Genomic DNA, 15,717 nt, shown 5'->3' on the forward strand with positions numbered 1-15,717 from the left:
GTGGGTCATGGTGTTCGGGAAGAAGAAGCGGCGGATCGTTCGGGTGCTGATCGTGGAGGACGAGCCATTGGTGGCGTTCGACACCGAACATTTCCTGTCGGAAGAAGGGTTTACCGTCGTCGCCACGACCGATTCGGTGGGCGAGGCGATCGGGCATATCATTGCGGTTGAGAAGCCCGACATCGTGCTGGTCGACCTGGGTCTGCGCGATGGCAGTGGCAAAGATGTCGCCCATGCCGCCTGCGCGGAAAATATCCCGGTGCTGATCGTCACCGGGCGCAATCCCGACGAGGTTGAAGCGGTCGGCCTTGGCTGCCTGATGAAGCCTTACAAGCAGCGCGATTTGGTCGCCGCGATCGATATTTGCGAGGCGCTGAGCGAGGGGCGGATGCCGAAGCGCATTCCATCGGGCCTGCGGTTGTTCCAGCCCGTCGCGCAATAATCCTTCGCCGGGCTTTGCAGCCGCGTTTTTCCCGCTAGGGTCCGCGCGTCAGACAAAGGGGCGGGGATGAATCGGACGGAATATCGCAGCGGTATCGGCATGCTGATCGCGCAGGTCGCGCTGGTCGGCGCGCTGGCGAGCCTGATGCTGCCCTGGCTGTCGGTCGCCTTGCCCGGTGCCGAGCCGGTGATCGGGCGCGGGATCGATCTGGCGATGGGGGTGCGCGGTGAGGGCGTGTCGCTCGCCCCGTCGATGACGTTCAACATCGCCCTGCTGATCATCCTGGCAGCGCTCGGCCTGAGCGTCGCCTGGCGCAAGCGCGGCGGGGCTTCGATGCTGGTCGCGGGCAGTGTCGTCGCGCTCGCGCTGGTGCTGATCGCCGCGATCTACACCTTGTTCTCGCCGCCTAAGGCGCTGCGCGAGCTGGGCGTGGTGATGGTGCCCGCATGGGGGATGTTCGTCGGGTGCGGGTTGCTCGCGCTCGCATTCTTCGCCGCGCGCAGTGCCGCCCCCGCAAAGTGGCGCGAGGAACTGCCCGACAGCGTGCGCCCGTATTTCGAGACCGCGCCGCTCGCCGCGCTGGCGCTCGGCCTGTCGTCGGGTTTTCCCTATGCGATGATTGGCGCGACGTTGACCTCGCGGCTGGCGCAGGAGGGGATCACCAAGTCGACGATCACCGCGTTCACCCTCGCAATCCTGGTCTATAACCTCAAATGGCTGTGGGCGTGGGTCGTCGACGGGGTGCGCATTCCAGTGCTGAGCAAGCTGGGGCAGCGCGTGTCGTGGCTGATCGTATCGGCGGTGCTGGTGATGGCGGCGGTGACCAACCTCGCGCTGACCCCACCCGATGCTGCCAACATCATGCCGATGGTGATCGCGGCGGTGCTGGTCGGCATTGCCGGGGCGACCTATGACATCGTCATCGACGGATACCGTATCGAGATCCTCGAACCGCGCCAGCTGGGCGTCGGGTCGGGCATGTCGCAATATGGCTGGCGGATCGGATCGGCGGGCGCGGGCGCATTGGCGCTGGTGATCGCGGCGCGGATGGGGTGGGAGGCGGCGTATATCGCGTGCGGCCTGTTCGCGCTGCCCGCCGCCATTGCCGGGATCATCGTCGGCGAACCCAAGCGCCACCGCGAACCGGCCGAGCGGAAAGGGTTTGCCCAGGTCGCCAAGTCGATCTGGGGCCCGTTCGCGCAGTTCTTTACCCGCGAGGGCGCGCTGGTCGTGCTGCTGTTCATCCTTGTCCACAAGCTGGGCGATACGCTGAGCCAGCTGACCGTGCGGCTGTTGTTCGACGACCTTGGTTTCAGCAATGACGAGATCGCATTTTACGATGTCGGCCTTGGCTTTTTCGCGCTGATGATCGGGGTGTTCGTCGGTGGCGCGCTCTATGCGAAAATCGGGATGAAGCGATCGGTGCTGATCGCCCTGGTCCTGATGGCGGTGTCGAACTTCAGCTTTGCCGGACTTGCCGCGATCGGCCATTCGAACCTGGCGATGGCCGGCGCGATGGGATTCGAGAATTTCGCGAGCGGCCTGGGTGGTGTGGTCGTAGTCGCCTATTTCTCGGCGCTGACCGACCTGCGTTACACCGCCGCGCAATATGCGCTGATCTCGGCGGCGGCGAGCATCGTCGGGCGCTTCATCACCGGAACCACCGCAGGGTCGATGATCGAATCGATGGGCTATGTGAACTTCTACATCTTTACCGGGGTGATCGCGCTGCCGGGCGTCGCCATCTTCTGGTGGATGATGCGCACCGGGCTGGTCGACAAGTCGATCGGCAATGCCGGGACCGAAGGCGAGGGAGATGCCCGGGCGGAGGGGCAGCCGGGATGATCGCCTATCTCGCGGTGATCGCGGTTCAGGTCGCGCTGGTCGTGCATATGGTGAAGACGGGCCGGAACACGCTGTGGCTCGCGGCGCTGATCTTTCTGCCGGTGGTGGGCAGCATCGCTTATGTCATCGTCGAGATCTTGCCGGGGCTGTCGGGCAATCGGCATGTGCGGACGGTGCGAGCCAAGGCGGTTGCCGCGCTGGACCCCGAGCGCGAGTTGCGTGCGGCGCGCGATGCGCTCGACCTGGCCGACACGGTCGCGAACCGGGTGCGGCTGGGCGACGCCTGCGCCGAGCTCAAGCGGTGGAGCGAGGCCGAGGCGGCGTATCGCGACGCGCGCAAGGGTGCGCCCGGCGATGCCGCGATCGAGCGCAAGATCGCGCGCGTGGTGTTCGAACAGGGGCATGCCGCCGAGGCGCTGGCGCTGCTCGACGCGCTCGATCCACCTTCGATTCAGGGTGACCGCGATCGGCTGAACCTGTTGCGTGCGCGGATGCTCGAGCATCTCGGGCGTGGCGAGGAGGCGCTGGAGGTCTATGCCGATATCGTCACGCGCCTGCCCGGAGAGGAGGCGCGGTGTCGCTATGCCGCGCTGCTGCTGGCGCAGGGATGGGAGAACAAGGCGCGCAAGCAGCTGGAAGAGGTCGAGGCGCGGTCGCGGCGGCTCGACCGGCAGCAGCGTATGGCGGAGGCGGATATGTATCGCTGGGCCGCCGATACGCTGACGCAGTTGCGGGCGCGCGGTTAGAGCATTGCGCGTTAGACCCCACTCACACGGCCGTTTGTGCTGAGCTTGTCGAAGCACCGCATACTACACTTGTCGGGAGTGGCCCTTCGACAAGCTCAGGGCAAACGGCTGTAGAGCCACCCAAAGCTAAACCTCCACGGGCATTCCGGCATCGGCAAAGGCGTTGGCGAGCGCGTGGGCGGTGGCCAGCACGCTATCGACGCGGCGGATGCCGAGCAGGTCGCCGAGCAGGAGGCGGGCGCGTTCGCTGTCGCGTTCGACGCTGGCGACGACCTCGATCAGCGCACCTTCCGACGCGGTCATGCGCGCGCAGCACCATGGGGCGATCTGGATCGGGCCTGAGCTGGCCGCCGACATCTCCGCCATCAGCGTGCGCAACAGCAGCAGCGGGCGGCGGAAGTCCTTGCCGAATGCGGTGATGAAGGCGTGGGCGGTGGCCGCGTCATTGAGGCCGTGCGCGCCGAGCTGACGCACGCCGAACAGCAACAGGCGCGCGGCGGGGTCTTCGGGCTGGACGCGGGGCAGGGCGTTGCCGAGCGTTTCGGCGGTGAGGGGGCGGGGGGACGATTGGCGCAACGGGGCGACTCCTTGCTCAGGCGTGCCAGTCTGCCATTCTTCTAATGATAGTCAATCGCAATAAGCGCCAAGGTAAGAATCAGTCGGGGAGTTCGTCGTTTTCCCGGAGCACTTCGCCCGCAAGGTAGAGCGAGCCGAGGATGAGGACGAGCGGGGCGTCGGCGGTTTGCAGGCTGGTGAGCGCGGTCGGGACATCGGGCGCGATCCCGGTCGTGGCGATGCCGAGCGCGCGCGCGGTGGCGGCGAGGTCCGCCGGGTCGCGGTGCGCGTGGCCGGGAACCGGGACTGCGGTGAAGCTGGCGGCGAGCGGGGCGAAGGGGGCAAGCAGGCCGGTCGCGTCCTTGTTCGATAACATGCCGAGGATGAGGTGCGCGGGTCGGCCATTGGCGACCTGCGCCAGCGCGGCGCTGACCGACTGGGCGGCAGCCTCGTTGTGTCCGCCGTCGAGCCAGATTTCGGCCCCGGCGGGCAGGAGCGCGTGGAGCGGGCCGGGGGTCAGACGCTGCATCCGCGCGGGCCAGCGCGCGGCGATGGCGGCGCTGGCGAAGGCGCTGGCGGGGATGGTTAGCGCGCGCTGTTGCCGCAGCGTGGCGATGGCGAGCGCGAGATTGGCGGGCTGGTGCGGGCCGGCGAGGGTGGGGAGCGGGGTTGCGACCTCGCCCTGCGCGTCGCGGTAGAGCAGGCGATCGGGCGTGACAGTGAAGTCCCAGGCTGTGCCGCGCGCGTGGACCGGGGCGTTTGCGGCGGCGGCGACCTCCGCGATGCGCGCGGTGACGCTGTCGCCATAGGACATGGTGACGAGCGGGACGCCGGGCTTGGCGATGCCGGCCTTTTCCCCGGCAATGGCTTCGGCGGTGTCGCCGAGGAACGCCTGATGGTCGATGCCGAGCTGCGCGATGGCGCAGGCGGCGGGCGCGGGGATGACGTTGGTGGCGTCGAGACGGCCGCCCAGGCCAACCTCGATAATGCACGCGTCCGCCGGGGTGCGGGCGAAGGCGAGGAAGGCGACGGCGGTGGTAACCTCGAAAAAGCTCGCGCCGATGTCGCCGCCCGCGTCGAGCACCTGTTCGAGCAGGGCGGCGAGGGTGGCGTCGTCGATCACCTGGCCCGCGAGGCGGACGCGCTCGTTGAAGCGGACCAGATGCGGGCTGGAATAGACATGCGCGGTGAGGCCCGCAGCCTCGACCGCGGCGCGCAGGAAGGCGCAGGTCGAGCCCTTGCCGTTGGTCCCCGCGACATGAAGTACGGGCGGGAGGCTCAGGTGCGGATTGCCGATCCGGTCGAGCAGCGCGGTAATGCGGCTGAGCCCGAGGACATCGGCACCGGGGCCGAGCGCCCAGAGACGGTCGAGCTGGTGTTGGACGGCGGGGTGGGAGGAGGTCGCGTGGTCGGGCATCGCGGGGGTGTATAGCGGGTGTGGGGGCGGTGGGGAGGTCGATTGAGCACGTGACCCCAGAATTACACGCCGGCTCGGTTCGTTAAGCCGCCTCGGTAGCCTCTATCGCCTGCTTTTCCAGTTCCATTAACACGGTAATGGCATGAAAGAGATACTCAGCGATAATGAGCGCATTCATGCTGTGGCGAAGTGTATTGTAAGCCACATAGCCATGCACAGCAGCATGGCGGTTGGGCACCGGCTCCGCAGCGATGACTTCAACCCGCTCGGGCGTGGGCATGCTCACATAAAGGTGATCGACGAGTTTGTTATAGAGCCGCATTCCCGAAATCCCATCGCGAGCGATGTCGGACGGACAGAGGTTGCTGATCGCCTTCTGTAACTTCGGTTGGCTTGCGATCTTGTCCATCGCGCCTCCGTGGAGTTCCGCACGGGAGACTCGCTCGATTTCGGGGAACAAGGTTCTGGCAACACAGCGGTGTAGACCAGCCTCATGCGCAGCGAGCGCCTCTCCAAAGGTTGCCTTTGCTTCGGCGTCGATAGTGTATCCAGCGATTGCCTCGCTGATGCTGATTTTCACAGCACGCCAGTTTTCGCGGTAGTATGCTTCGATAGCCTTGTTCAGCTCCTCTCCGCAAAGATCTTCATCATCGAGCAAGTGCCAAGGAGATGCAGGATGGGGCAACCAACCTGCATCTTCTAGCCGCTCGCAGCGGGCTTCGTGTTTGGCCAATCGCTCGAACATCGGAGCGAACAAGCGGAACTGCTCTTGAATGCCCGCGAACATGGTCGTCCAGCGCGCGTCGAACTCGCGGAAAGCGTCCAGCGCTGGAAACATGTGTCGCGTATCAAACTGCGGGAGAATAGGCAGCTTGAAAGCAGGCAGAGTTGGGAGGGCAAGTGCGAGCTTACCCAGATTCGTCCCCGGCTCCGATTGCGCCAACAAATTCACGGTTTCCGCCTCCACCCGAAATACCTCAACATGATACTAGTTCGATAGCGAACATAACATGAAAATGAATTCCGGGTAGAGATTTCCGGGTACACAATACTCAATTCCCGAACAGCCAAGCGCGGCTTGGGCCAGAGCGTTGGCGGGTGGGGCGTGGTCGGGCAGCGGGGCGCTCTAAAGCCCCTACCCCTTAGGGGAGGGGGTGGGGAACTCTTGGCATCGTCAGTCCACCTGTCGGGAAGTGCCTCTAGCTTTGACAGGATCTCCTGGAGCGCGCCGTCGATGTTCTCCCGCACCTCGGCGTTGGTGAAGCGGAGTGTGGTGAAGCCGGAGCGGAGGAAGAAGATGTCGCGCGCCTCGTCGCGGTCGGCGCGGTGGGTGTCTCCGTCGAGTTCGACGACTAGGCCTTTGGCGGGGCAGAAGAAGTCGGCGATATAGGGTGCGAATTTGTGCTGGCGGCGGAATTTGTGGCCCGCGAGTTGGCGGTTGGAGAGGTGGCGTGGTCCATGATTCCCCTCCCGCTTGCGGGAGGGGCTAGGGGAGGGCCTGTCCTAACCCACGCAAGCGGAGGTGCCGGTGACAGGCCCTCCCCCGACCCCTCCCGCAAGCGGAAGGGGAGTTTTAGGTGTCCCTTCCGCAGGGGGGGGGGGGGGCAGATTACGCCGCCGCCTTTTCCTCCACCAGCAGGCCGATCAGGGCGCCGAGCTTGTCGCGCAGGTCCTTGCGGTGGACGACCATGTCGATCAGGCCGTGGTCGAGATAATATTCGCTGGTCTGGAAATCGTCGGGCAGCTTTTCGCGGATCGTGCTTTCGATCACGCGGCGGCCGGTGAAGGCGAGGGTTGCCTTGGGCTCGGCGATCTGGACGTCGCCGAGCATCGCGTAGGCGGCCATCACGCCGCCCGAGGTCGGGTCGGTCAGCACGACGATATAGGGCAGGCCGGCGTCGTGGAGCATTGAGATGGCGACGGTGGTGCGCGGCATCTGCATGAGGCTCAGGATGCCCTCCTGCATGCGCGCGCCGCCGCTGGCGGTGAAGACCACGTACGGCGCGCGGGCGCCGATCGCGGCTTCGACACCGGCGATGAAGGCTTCGCCGACCGCCTGGCCCATCGATCCGCCCATGAAGGCGAAATCCTGCACGCCGATCACCGCGCGCTGGCCGAGGATGGTGCCGCTGGCGTTGAGGAACGCGTCCTGCTCGCCGGTGCTGGCGCGGGCGGCCTTGATGCGGGCGGGGTACGGCTTTTGGTCGCGGAACTTGAGCGGGTCTTCGGCGACCTTGGGGTTGGCGAGCAACGTGTAGCCGGGGTCGAACAGCTGGTCGAAGCGCGCGCGCGCGCCGATGCGCTCATGATGGTCGCAGATCGGGCAGACCGACTGGTTTTCCTGGAGTTCCTTGACGAACACCATCTGCCCGCAGCCCTTGCACTTGTGCCAGAGATTATCGGGCGATTCCGCCTTGTTGGGGATGACGAGCGAGATCGCGTTGCGGACGCGGGTGAGCCAGCTCATGCGGCGGTTTCCTTGCGTGCTGCGGCCAGCGCGGCCGACAGGGATTGGATATAGGTGCGGACGGCGGCGGGGGCGTTGGCGCCCTCGGCCGCGATGATGTCGATGATCGCTGAGCCAACGACGACGCCATCGGCGACGCGGCCGATCGCGGCCGCCTGTTCGGGCGTGCGGACGCCGAAGCCGACTGCGACGGGCAGGTCGGTGGCGGCCTTGAGCCGGGCGACGGCGGCTTCGATGCTGTCCTGTGCCGCCTGTTGCTTGCCGGTGATGCCGGCGACCGAGACATAATAGAGAAAGCCGCTCGCGCCATCGAGCACGGCGGGCAGGCGCGCTGCGTCGGTGGTGGGGGTGGCGAGGCGGATGGTGGCGATGCCGTGCGGGGCGAAGGCGGCGATCTCGTCGGCTTCCTCCGCCGGGATATCGACGATGATCGCGCCGTCGACGCCTGCGTCCGCCGCCCGTTGCGCGAACGCTTCGGGCGTCGGGCGGGTCATGGTGTTGGCATAGCCCATCAGCACCAGCGGGGTTTCCGGGTGGCGCTGGCGGAAGGCGGCGGCGATGGCGAGCACGTCGGCGGTGCGCGTGCCGGCGGCAAGGCTGCGCAGGTTCGCGGCCTGAATCGCCGGGCCATCGGCCATCGGATCGGTGAACGGCATGCCAAGCTCGATCACGTCCGCCCCGCCCGCGACAAGCGCGTCGAGGATCGCGGCGGTGTCGCCGTCACCTGCTGTGACGAAGGTGACGAGCGCGGCGCGGTGGTCGCGCGCGGCGGCGGCGAAGGTGGTGGCGAGGCGGGTCATCGTTTACCCCAGCGGTATGTAAGCCCAGTGGCAAACACGGCAGGCAAGATCACTGCGGTTAGGCCCTCGAACAGCGACAACAGGGGTTCACCTTTCCAGATGTTATGCCCGATCCGCAGCCCAACGGCGATGATCGAGAAGATCACGAAGTACACCAGCCAGACGCGCAGGTTGGTCCACGTCTTGTACGTCATATCTCGACCCCCAGCGCCTCGGCGACGGTGAAGATGTCCTTGTCGCCGCGTCCGCAGAGGTTTGCGAGGATCACCTGATCTCGGCGCATTTCCCGTGCCTTGACCGCGACGGCTGCGATGGCGTGCGAAGGTTCCAGCGCGGGGATGATGCCTTCGGTGCGGCAGAGCAGCTGGAACGCGTCGAGCGCTTCGGTGTCGGTCACCGACGTATATTCGACGCGGCCGATATCCTTGAGCCAGGCATGTTCGGGGCCGATGCCGGGATAGTCGAGGCCCGCGCTGATCGAATGCGCTTCGGTGATCTGGCCGTCCTCGTCCTGCAACAGATAGGTCTTGTTGCCGTGGAGGATGCCGGGTTCGCCGCCCGCGAGGCTGGCGGCGTGCTTCTTGTTCAGACCTTCGCCCGCGGCTTCGACGCCGAGCATCGCGACATCAGCGTCGTCGAGGAACGGGTGGAACAGGCCGATCGCGTTGCTGCCCCCGCCGATCGCGGCGACGAGCAGGTCGGGCAGGCGGCCGGTGCGGGCGAGCATTTGCGCGCGCGCTTCCTTGCCGATCACGCTCTGGAAGTCGCGGACCAGCTCCGGATAGGGGTGCGGGCCGGCGGCGGTGCCGATGATGTAGAAGGTGTCGTGGACGTTCGCGACCCAGTCGCGCAGCGCCTCGTTCATCGCGTCCTTGAGCGTGCCTGCGCCGCTGGTGACCGGGCGGACTTCGGCGCCGAGCAGCTTCATGCGAAACACGTTGGGCTGCTGGCGCGAGGCATCCTTGGCGCCCATGAAGATGGTGCAGGGCAGGCCGAAGCGCGCACAGACGGTGGCGGTAGCGACGCCGTGCTGGCCAGCGCCGGTCTCGGCGATGATCCGCGTCTTGCCCATGCGGATCGCGAGCAGGATCTGGCCGATGCAATTGTTGATCTTGTGCGCGCCGGTGTGGTTGAGCTCGTCGCGCTTGAACCAGATTTCGGCGCCCATGCCGTCGGGCGCGTTTTCGCGCAGCGCGTCGGTCAGGCGCTCGGCGTAATAAAGCGGGCTGGGGCGGCCGACATAATGTTCGAGCAGGTCGTCGAACTGCGCCTTGAACGCGGGGTCGGCTTTCGCCGCCTTATACTCGCGCTCGAGGTCGAGGACGAGCGGCATCAGCGTTTCGGCGACATAGCGTCCGCCAAACTGGCCGAAATGGCCGCGGTCATCGGGCTGGGCGCGGAAGGAGTTGGGCTGGTTCATGATGAGGGGCGTTTAGGCGGGGATTGCCGCGACGCCAAGCATTGTTGGCGGAAGGAATTCTTGGGGCGCTGATCCTCCCCCGCCAGGAGGAGGTGGCGCCGAAGGCGACGGAGGGGGAGGACGGCGACGCGCTTTAGCTTCTTCTTGCCGGCGTGCTTCCTCCCCCTCCGTCAGCTGCGCTGACACCTCCCCCTTGCGGGGGAGGATTGAAGTTCGCTCAGCTCAACGCCGCCTTCACCGCTGCGCTGGCCTTGCTCATGTCGAGGCTGGCCGCGTGGCGAGCTTTCAACTCCGCCATGACGCGGCCCATGTCCTTCATGCCGGTTGCGCCGAGGTCGGCCTTGATCGCCTCGATCGCCGCTGCGGTTTCTTCCGCGCTCATCTGGGCAGGGAGGAAGCCTTCGATCACCGCGACTTCCGCCTTTTCCTTGTCGGCGAGTTCCTGGCGGTTGCCCTTTTCGAACATCTCGATCGATTCGCGGCGCTGCTTCACCATTTTCTGCAGCACTTCCACCACCAGCGCGTCGTCGTCGGCGACCGGGCTCTGCGTGCGCGCTTCGATATCGCGGTTCTTGATCGCGCTCTGGATCAGGCGGATGGCGCCGGTGCCGTCCTTGTCGCCGCCCTTCATCGCGGTGATCAGGGCTGCCTTGATGTCGTCGCGGATCATTAGCTTCATCTTTCAACTGAATCGGAATTTGCCCCAGATAGTCGCGACGGACGGTTGACGCGAGGGGGGTAGCGGTCTAGCGGGCAGCGCTTAGCGACATCGCCGGAAAAACTGACAGGAGCGACCTTCTCTGATGGCCGAAGCCACGCCTATTATCGTGCCTGAAGGAGCTACAGGCGTTCTGGTTCTCGCGAGCGGCGAGGTCATCTGGGGCCGTGGATTCGGGGCCGAGGGCGCGGCGGCGGGCGAGGTCTGCTTCCACACCGCGATGACCGGGTATCAGGAGATCATGACCGACCCGTCGTTCGCGGGCCAGATGATCTGCTTCACCTTCCCCCATATCGGCAATGTCGGCGCGAACCCCGATGACGTCGAGGCGGACAATCCGCATGCGCTCGGCATGATCGTGCGTGAGGACGTGACCGCGCCGTCCAACTTCCGCAGTGTCGAGCGGCTGGATGACTGGATGCGCAAGCATAACCGCATCGGCCTGTCGGGCATCGACACCCGCGCGCTGACGCGGCGCATTCGCGGCAATGGCGCACCCAATGGCGTGATCGCACATTCGGCGGACGGCAAGTTCGACATTCCCGCGCTGATCGAACAGGCAAAGGCCTGGCCGGGGCTGGAGGGCATGGACCTTGCCATCACCGTCACCACCGAAACGCATTTCGGGTGGGAAGGCGGCGTGTGGCGGCTGGGCTTTGGGTATGAGGTCGATGGCGATGGCGCGCGGCCGCATGTCGTGGCGATCGACTATGGGTCGAAGCACAATATCTTCCGCAATCTGGTGAAGGCCGGGGCGAAGGTGACGGTGCTGCCCGCGACCGCGACCGCCGAGCAGGTGTTGAGCTTCAACCCGGACGGCATTTTCCTGTCGAACGGGCCGGGCGATCCCGCCGCGACCGGCGCCTATGCGGTGCCGGTAATCCGCGAGCTGCTGGCGACGAAGAAGCCGCTGTTCGGCATCTGCCTTGGCCATCAGCTGCTGGCGCTGGCGGTGGGCGCGCAGACGACCAAGATGTTCCAGGGGCATCGCGGCGCGAACCATCCGGTCAAGCGGCTGAGCGACGGCGCGGTCGAGATCACGTCGATGAACCATGGCTTCGCAGTCGAGAGCGCGACGCTGCCCGCAGGCGTGGTCGAGACGCATGTGTCGCTGTTCGACGGCAGCAATTGCGGGATCGAGATCGACGGCGGGCGCGCGTTTTCGGTGCAGTACCACCCCGAGGCGTCGCCGGGGCCGCAGGATAGTTTCTATCTGTTTGAGCGGTTTGTGGGGATGCTTGGCGGAGGTCGTATATGAACTGGCCGAACATCGAGAATTTTTCGGTCGCTACGCGAGGGGTAACGACAAAAAGCGCAATGAATCCAGCATTGTGGCTATGTGCGCTTACGACGCCGCTAGCAACCGCAGGCTCTTTTTTTGCGCCAGAACCCATGAATTACATTCTGATTGCCTTCGCTTCATTGCCGGTTTTCAACGCGCTGTATTCCTACAATCATTTTATGAGAAAAGAGCCCGACCGCCTGCAATCAGAAAAGTACCTAATCGAACGTCAGGTGGTTTCTAAAATCGGAGATAATTATTCCGGATCAGAGATAATTCTTCGTCCGGCAGCGCCGGTTGATAATCCGTTACTTGACGACGGAGATGGGCGATGAAAAATTTTGCCCTATCTTGGGATATATCGCGCGCGGAAGCGTCTCATGATCAGATTATAGGATTTATATCTGAAAATAGGCATGTTCAACAGTGGCTAGCTCCGTTCCCAGGATTTATTCTTATTAAGACTGACTCCGACATACTGGAGCTTAGTCAGTCGATTACCCGATTTTTGACTAGAAGTTATTTTTTTCTCGCAATAGTTGATCCTGTCACGAGTGCAGGCGCTCTCACACCTGATATGTGGAATTGGTTCAACCGGGGCATATTGCCTGACTCGGAAGTTGAGCGGATCGCCAACATGCGAAAAGAAATAACGAAGAGCCGCGCAGAGACAAAAAAATAATGCCCAAACGCACTGACATCTCCTCCATCCTCGTCATCGGCGCTGGTCCCATTGTGATCGGTCAGGCGTGCGAGTTCGATTATTCGGGCACGCAGGCGATCAAGGCGCTCAAGGAAGAGGGCTATCGCATCGTCCTGGTCAATTCGAACCCGGCGACGATCATGACTGACCCCGAGCTGGCCGACGCGACCTATGTCGAGCCGATCACGCCCGCGGTGGTTGCCAAGATCATCGAGAAAGAGCGGCCCGATGCGGTGCTTCCGACGATGGGCGGGCAGACGGCGCTGAATACCGCGCTGGCGCTGGCCAATGACGGCACGCTGGAGAAGTTCGGCTGTATCATGATCGGCGCGGATGCCGAGGCGATCGACAAGGCCGAGGATCGGCTGAAGTTCAAGGACGCGATGACCAAGATCGGGCTGGAATCGGCCCGCTCGGCGATCGCGCACAGTGAGGCGGAGGCGCTGACGGCGCTCGACTATGTCGGGCTGCCCGCGATCATCCGTCCTAGCTTCACCATGGGCGGATCGGGTGGCGGCATCGCCTATAACCGCGAAGAGTTTATCGGCATCGTGCGCTCGGGCCTCGACCTGTCGCCGACGACCGAAGTGCTGATCGAGGAGTCTCTCCTCGGTTGGAAGGAATATGAGATGGAGGTCGTGCGGGATCGCAACGACAATTGCATCATCATCTGTTCGATCGAGAATGTCGATGCGATGGGCACCCACACGGGTGACTCGATCACGGTCGCGCCCGCGCTGACGCTGACCGACAAGGAATATCAGATCATGCGCAACGCCAGCATCGCGGTGCTGCGCGAGATCGGCGTCGAAACCGGGGGCTCGAACGTGCAGTTCGCGGTGAACCCGAAGGACGGGCGCCTGATCGTGATCGAGATGAACCCGCGCGTGTCGCGGTCCTCGGCGCTGGCGAGCAAGGCGACCGGCTTCCCGATCGCCAAGGTCGCGGCGAAGCTGGCGGTCGGATACACGCTGGACGAAATCACCAACGACATTACCGGCGCGACCCCGGCGAGCTTCGAGCCGACGATCGACTATGTCGTGACCAAGATCCCGCGCTTTGCGTTCGAGAAGTTCAAGGGCGCGGAAGCGACGCTGGGCACCGCGATGAAGTCGGTCGGCGAAGTGATGGCGATCGGCCGCAACATCCATGAATCGATGCAGAAGGCGCTGCGCGGGCTGGAGACCGGCCTGTCCGGCTTCAACAATGTCGAGCATCTGCAGGGTGCGCCGCGCGACGTGATCGAAGCCGCGCTGGCCGTCCGCTCGCCCGACCGGCTGCTGATCGCGGCGCAGGCGCTGCGTGAGGGCTTCACGGTGGCCGAGGTGCATGCGCTCGCGTCCTATGACCCGTGGTTCCTGGAGCGGATTGCCGAGATCATCGCGGCGGAAGAGGGCGTGTGCCGCAATGGCCTGCCACAGGACGCGGCGGGAATGCGGCGGCTCAAGTCGATGGGGTTCAGCGACAAGCGTCTCGCGTGGCTGGCGCTGCGCTCGGCAAACCTGCGCGAAGGCACCGACCAGATGGCGCGCTCGTCGGGCCTGATCGGTGAGGTCGTCAAGGCGATGACCGGCGGGGCGACCGAGGCGGATGTGCGCGCGCTGCGCCACAAGCTCGGCGTGCGTCCGGTGTTCAAGCGGATCGACACCTGTGCTGCCGAGTTCGCGGCGAAGACGCCGTACATGTACTCGACCTATGAGGCGCCGTCGTTTGGCGAGCCCGAGTGCGAGAGCGAACCGAGCACGCGGCGCAAGGTGGTGATCCTGGGTGGCGGGCCGAACCGGATCGGGCAGGGGATCGAGTTCGATTACTGCTGCTGCCACGCCTGTTTCGCGCTGGCCGATGCCGGGTTCGAGACGATCATGATCAACTGCAACCCGGAAACGGTGAGCACCGATTATGACACGTCGGATCGCCTGTATTTCGAGCCGCTGACCGCCGAGGACGTGCTGGAGATCCTTGAGGTCGAGAAGTCGCGCGGCGAGCTGGTCGGGGTCATCGTGCAGTTTGGCGGGCAGACGCCGCTCAATCTGGCGCGGGCGCTGGAGAGTGCGGGGATTCCGATCCTGGGCACCTCGCCCGACGCGATCGACCTGGCCGAGGATCGCGAGCAATTTGCCGATCTGGTGTCGAAGCTGGGGTTGAAGCAGCCGCAGAACGGCATTGCGCGCAGCCGCGAAGAGGCGATCGCGGTCGCCGAGCGGATCGGCTATCCGGTGCTGACGCGCCCCAGCTTTGTGCTGGGCGGGCGGGCGATGGAGATCGTCGATACGGTCGAGCAGCTCGATCACTATATCCAGACCGCGGTGCAGGTGTCGGGCGATGCCCCGGTGCTGATCGACCAGTATCTGCGCGACGCGATCGAGGTCGATGTCGACGCGATCAGCGATGGCGATGATGTCGTGGTCGCTGGCGTGCTGCAGCATATCGAGGAAGCCGGCGTCCATTCGGGCGACAGCGCCTGCTCGCTGCCCCCCTACAGCCTGCCCGACGCGATCATCGCCGAGATCGAACGGCAGACCGAGGCGCTGGCGCGTGCGCTGAGCGTCAAGGGTTTGATGAACATCCAGTTCGCGGTCAAGAATGGCGAGGTTTACCTCATCGAGGTCAATCCGCGTGCGTCGCGCACCGTTCCGTTCGTCGCCAAGGCAATCGGAACCCCCATCGCGAAGATCGCGAGCCGGGTGATGGCGGGCGAGAAGCTGAAGGACCTGCCGAAGATCGATCGCGACATTTCCTATGTCGCGGTGAAGGAAGCCGTGTTCCCGTGGGGCCGCTTCCCCGGCGTCGATCCGGTGCTGTCACCGGAAATGAAGTCGACCGGCGAAGTCATGGGAATCGATCGCGATTTCCCGATCGCCTTTGCCAAGGCGCAGCTGGGCGCGGGGACGGTGCTGCCGAGTGGCGGCAATGTCTTCGTCAGCGTCAAGGACAGCGACAAGCCGGTCATTCTGCCGGGCGTGCGGCTGCTGGTCGAGCAGGGCTTCACCATCGTCGCGACCGGTGGGACCGCGGACTATCTCGCCGAGCATGGCGTGCCGGTCGAGCGGGTCAACAAGGTCGCGCAGGGCCGTCCGCACATCGTCGATCGCATCCGCGACGGCGACATCGCGCTGATCTTCAACACCACCGAAGGGTGGCAGTCGTTGAAGGACAGCGAATCGATCCGCGCATCGGCGCTTTCGCTCAAGGTTCCGTACTTCACCACGGCACCCGCCAGCGTCGCCGCGTCACAGGCGATTGCCGCCCTGAGTGGCCAGTCCCTTGAAGTCCGCCCCTTGCAGGCTTACTATTCGCAATCGCACAATTGATCCCCCACAAC

15 protein-coding genes and 1 pseudogene are annotated in these 15,717 nt (G+C 64.8%); 7 read left to right on the top strand and 9 right to left on the bottom strand.

The window, feature by feature from the left end:
* Positions 1-7: 7 nt before the first annotated feature.
* From VGN66_RS14765 to VGN66_RS14775, 3 genes are all read left to right on the top strand, one after another.
* Positions 8-442: a response regulator gene (locus VGN66_RS14765; RefSeq protein ID WP_327519580.1), complete on the top strand. Its 435-nt coding sequence runs from the start codon at positions 8-10 to the stop codon at positions 440-442.
* Positions 443-895: 453 nt separating this feature from the next.
* Positions 896-2,287 carry an AmpG family muropeptide MFS transporter gene (locus VGN66_RS14770; protein ID WP_414713225.1) on the top strand — a complete coding sequence of 464 codons (1,392 nt, stop codon included), beginning with the start codon at positions 896-898 and terminating at the stop codon, positions 2,285-2,287.
* On the top strand, positions 2,284-3,033 hold the full coding sequence (locus tag VGN66_RS14775) for a hypothetical protein (protein ID WP_327519581.1): 750 nt from the start codon (positions 2,284-2,286) through the stop codon (positions 3,031-3,033). Before VGN66_RS14770 ends, VGN66_RS14775 begins: the two co-directional genes overlap by 4 nt.
* A gap of 126 nt (positions 3,034-3,159) precedes the next feature.
* On the opposite strand, the gene VGN66_RS14780 is transcribed toward VGN66_RS14775, so the two are convergent.
* From VGN66_RS14780 to VGN66_RS14820, 9 genes and pseudogenes are all read right to left on the bottom strand, one after another.
* The gene (locus tag VGN66_RS14780; RefSeq protein WP_327519582.1) at positions 3,160-3,609 is read right to left on the bottom strand and encodes a DUF6628 family protein; all 450 of its coding nucleotides are present in this window, start codon (positions 3,607-3,609) and stop codon (positions 3,160-3,162) included.
* Positions 3,610-3,688: 79 nt separating this feature from the next.
* Complete coding sequence (locus VGN66_RS14785; RefSeq protein WP_327519583.1) at positions 3,689-5,005, bottom strand: folylpolyglutamate synthase/dihydrofolate synthase family protein; 1,317 nt, start codon at positions 5,003-5,005, stop codon at positions 3,689-3,691.
* An 82-nt stretch (positions 5,006-5,087) separates the two neighbouring features.
* Positions 5,088-5,972 (bottom strand): hypothetical protein, encoded by an 885-nt coding sequence (locus VGN66_RS14790; protein WP_327519584.1) that lies wholly within the window; start codon positions 5,970-5,972, stop codon positions 5,088-5,090.
* Positions 5,954-6,445 (bottom strand): annotated as a pseudogene (locus VGN66_RS14795) (endonuclease domain-containing protein); the annotation flags it as partial. The pseudogene VGN66_RS14795 and the gene VGN66_RS14790, both read right to left, overlap by 19 nt.
* A 169-nt stretch (positions 6,446-6,614) precedes the next feature.
* Positions 6,615-7,472, bottom strand: coding sequence for an acetyl-CoA carboxylase, carboxyltransferase subunit beta (gene accD, locus VGN66_RS14800; RefSeq protein ID WP_327519585.1), 858 nt, complete (start codon positions 7,470-7,472; stop codon positions 6,615-6,617).
* Positions 7,469-8,272: a tryptophan synthase subunit alpha gene (gene trpA / locus VGN66_RS14805; RefSeq protein WP_327519586.1), complete on the bottom strand. Its 804-nt coding sequence runs from the start codon at positions 8,270-8,272 to the stop codon at positions 7,469-7,471. The genes accD and trpA overlap by 4 nt, the downstream gene beginning before the upstream one ends.
* Positions 8,269-8,466 carry a hypothetical protein gene (locus VGN66_RS14810; protein ID WP_327519587.1) on the bottom strand — a complete coding sequence of 66 codons (198 nt, stop codon included), beginning with the start codon at positions 8,464-8,466 and terminating at the stop codon, positions 8,269-8,271. Before VGN66_RS14810 ends, trpA begins: the two co-directional genes overlap by 4 nt.
* Complete coding sequence (gene trpB / locus VGN66_RS14815; protein WP_327519588.1) at positions 8,463-9,692, bottom strand: tryptophan synthase subunit beta; 1,230 nt, start codon at positions 9,690-9,692, stop codon at positions 8,463-8,465. The genes VGN66_RS14810 and trpB overlap by 4 nt, the downstream gene beginning before the upstream one ends.
* Before the next feature lie 217 nt (positions 9,693-9,909).
* The gene (locus VGN66_RS14820; protein ID WP_327520278.1) at positions 9,910-10,362 is read right to left on the bottom strand and encodes a GatB/YqeY domain-containing protein; all 453 of its coding nucleotides are present in this window, start codon (positions 10,360-10,362) and stop codon (positions 9,910-9,912) included.
* Between the two features lie 133 nt (positions 10,363-10,495).
* Between VGN66_RS14820 and carA the strand changes: the two genes are divergently transcribed.
* Genes carA through carB form a run of 4 tightly spaced genes read left to right on the top strand, consistent with a single transcriptional unit; the run spans position 10,496 to position 15,706 of the window.
* Complete coding sequence (gene carA / locus VGN66_RS14825; protein WP_327519589.1) at positions 10,496-11,668, top strand: glutamine-hydrolyzing carbamoyl-phosphate synthase small subunit; 1,173 nt, start codon at positions 10,496-10,498, stop codon at positions 11,666-11,668.
* Entirely contained in the window at positions 11,665-12,027 is a 363-nt protein-coding gene (locus VGN66_RS14830; RefSeq protein WP_327519590.1) for a hypothetical protein, read from the top strand. Before carA ends, VGN66_RS14830 begins: the two co-directional genes overlap by 4 nt.
* The gene (locus VGN66_RS14835; RefSeq protein ID WP_327519591.1) at positions 12,024-12,374 is read left to right on the top strand and encodes a hypothetical protein; all 351 of its coding nucleotides are present in this window, start codon (positions 12,024-12,026) and stop codon (positions 12,372-12,374) included. Before VGN66_RS14830 ends, VGN66_RS14835 begins: the two co-directional genes overlap by 4 nt.
* A complete protein-coding gene (carB, locus tag VGN66_RS14840) occupies positions 12,374-15,706 on the top strand; it encodes a carbamoyl-phosphate synthase large subunit (RefSeq protein WP_327519592.1) in 3,333 nt (1,110 codons plus the stop codon). The genes VGN66_RS14835 and carB overlap by 1 nt, the downstream gene beginning before the upstream one ends.
* Positions 15,707-15,717: the final 11 nt, after the last annotated feature.

The organism is Sphingomonas sp. (assembly GCF_035998645.1).
In the GTDB taxonomy this organism is placed as follows: Bacteria; Pseudomonadota; Alphaproteobacteria; order Sphingomonadales; family Sphingomonadaceae; genus Sphingomonas.